Origin of the sequence: Cryobacterium sp. 10I1 (assembly GCF_035019805.1) — a bacterium.
GTDB lineage: Bacteria > Actinomycetota > Actinomycetes > Actinomycetales > Microbacteriaceae > Cryobacterium > Cryobacterium glucosi.
Map to the genome: position 1 here is coordinate 1 of NZ_JASJVF010000388.1, position 2,120 is coordinate 2,120.

Sequence of the window (2,120 nt, forward strand, 5' to 3'; positions counted from 1 at the left end):
CCCCCCGGCCCCACCCCCGCGGGTCGAGACTGAGATGGAGAAAACGTTGCCAGGAGAGAACCTCACCCGGATCGAAGCCCAGGAGCGCGCAGCGCTCGTCACTGTGCAGAAGTACGCGATCAGCCTTGACCTCACGACGGGTCCCGAAACCTTCGCGAGCACAACGACGGTCACCTTCACCGCGACCCCGGGTGCCTCGACGTTCATCGACGCGATCACGCGCACGGTGCACGCAGTGACCCTCAACGGGGTCGACCTCGACCCGGCAAGCGTGAGCGACGGCATCCGCATTCAGCTCGATGGTCTCGCCGCAGAGAACACGCTCACCGTCGTCGCCGACGCCGAGTACACGAACACCGGTGAGGGCCTGCACCGTTTCGTCGACCCGGTCGACAACGAGGTCTACCTCTACAGCCAGTTCGAGGTTCCGGACTCCCGCCGCGTGTTCGCGGTCTTCGAGCAGCCCGACCTCAAGGCCGCGTTCCAGTTCACCGTGACGGCCCCCGGCGAATGGGAGGTCGTCTCCAACTCGACAACGCCCGAGCCCACGGATGCCGGCAACGGCGCGAAGACCTGGGCGTTCGAGCCCACCCACACGATCTCGAGCTACATCACGGCGCTCATCGCCGGCCCGTACGCGGTCATCCGCAGCGAGCTCACCTCGAGCGACGGCCGGATCATCCCCCTCGGCCTGTTCAGCCGCAAGAGCCTGTCCCAGTTCCTCGACTCCGACTACCTCTTCGAGAAGACCCGCCAGGGCTTCGCCTACTTCGAGGAGAAGTTCAACTACCCGTATCCCTTCGACAAGTACGACCAGCTCTTCGTGCCGGAGTTCAACGCGGGCGCGATGGAGAACGCCGGAGCGGTCACCTTCACCGAGACCTACGTCTTCCGGTCCAAGGTCACGGATGCCATCAAGGAACGCCGCGTCGTCACCGTGCTGCACGAACTCGCGCACATGTGGTTCGGCGACCTCGTCACGATGAAGTGGTGGAACGACCTGTGGCTCAACGAGTCCTTCGCTGAGTGGGCCTCGACCATCGCCACTGCCGAAGCGACCGAGTGGACAGAGGCCTGGACCACCTTCGCCGTGATGGAGAAGAGCTGGGCATACAAGCAGGACCAGCTGCCCTCGACCCACCCCGTCGTCGCGACCATCACCGACTTCGATGACGTGCTCGTCAACTTCGACGGCATCACCTACGCCAAGGGCGGATCTGTCCTCAAGCAGCTCGTGGCCTGGGTCGGCCGCGACGAGTTCTTCGCCGGCGTCGCCTCCTACTTCGCCAAGCACCAGTGGGGCAACACCGAGCTCAACGACCTCCTCGTCGAGCTCGAGGCATCCAGCGGCCGCGACCTCTCCGGCTGGGCCGCGAAGTGGCTCGAGACCGCGGGCGTCAACACCCTCCGCCCCGAGATCGCCGTGGACGCCGCCGGGGTCATCACCGGCTTCTCCGTGCTGCAGAGCGCGACCGCCGACTACCCGACGATCCGCCCGCACCGCCTCGCGATCGGGTTCTACGACCTCGTCGACGGGCAGCTCGTGCGCACCCACCGGGTCGAGATCGACGTCGACGGAGAGAAGACGGATGTTGCCGAGCTCGTTGGCCGCGCCCGCCCGGCCCTCGTGCTCCTCAACGACGACGACCTCGCCTATGCGAAGATCCGGCTCGACCCGGCCTCGCAGGAGGTGGCCCTCGAGAACCTCGCCGCCATCGAGAGCCCGCTCGCCCGCGCCATCGTCTGGGGTGCGATCTGGGACGCCACCCGCGACGCCGAGACCGGCGCCCGCGACTTCGTGAGCCTCGTGCTCGGCAACATCGCGAGCGAGACAGAGTCGACCACCCTGCGCACCGTGCTCGGCCAGCTCGTGCTCGCCGCGAACTATTATGTGGCTCCCGAGTTCCAGGCCTCGACGCTGACCGAGGTCGGCGACGCGCTCTGGTCCCTCGCCCAGCACGCCGAGCCCGGCAGCGACGCGCAGTTCCAGTTCGTGAAGTTCTTCGCCTCCGTCGCCGCCACCGACAGCCAGCTCGCGAGCGTCGCGGCCCCCGGGTTCGCGATGCTCACGATCGTGCTCGCGATCAACTTCATCGGCGACGGCCTGCGGGACGCCCTCG

General features: G+C 67.1%; 1 protein-coding gene. It reads left to right on the plus strand.

Translation table 11 applies throughout. The annotated features are described in order from the left end of the window. Positions 1-46 precede the first annotated feature (46 nt). The coding region (pepN, locus tag QN345_RS18325) for an aminopeptidase N (RefSeq protein ID WP_323509036.1) at positions 47-2,120 on the plus strand (2,074 nt) is incomplete at its 3' end.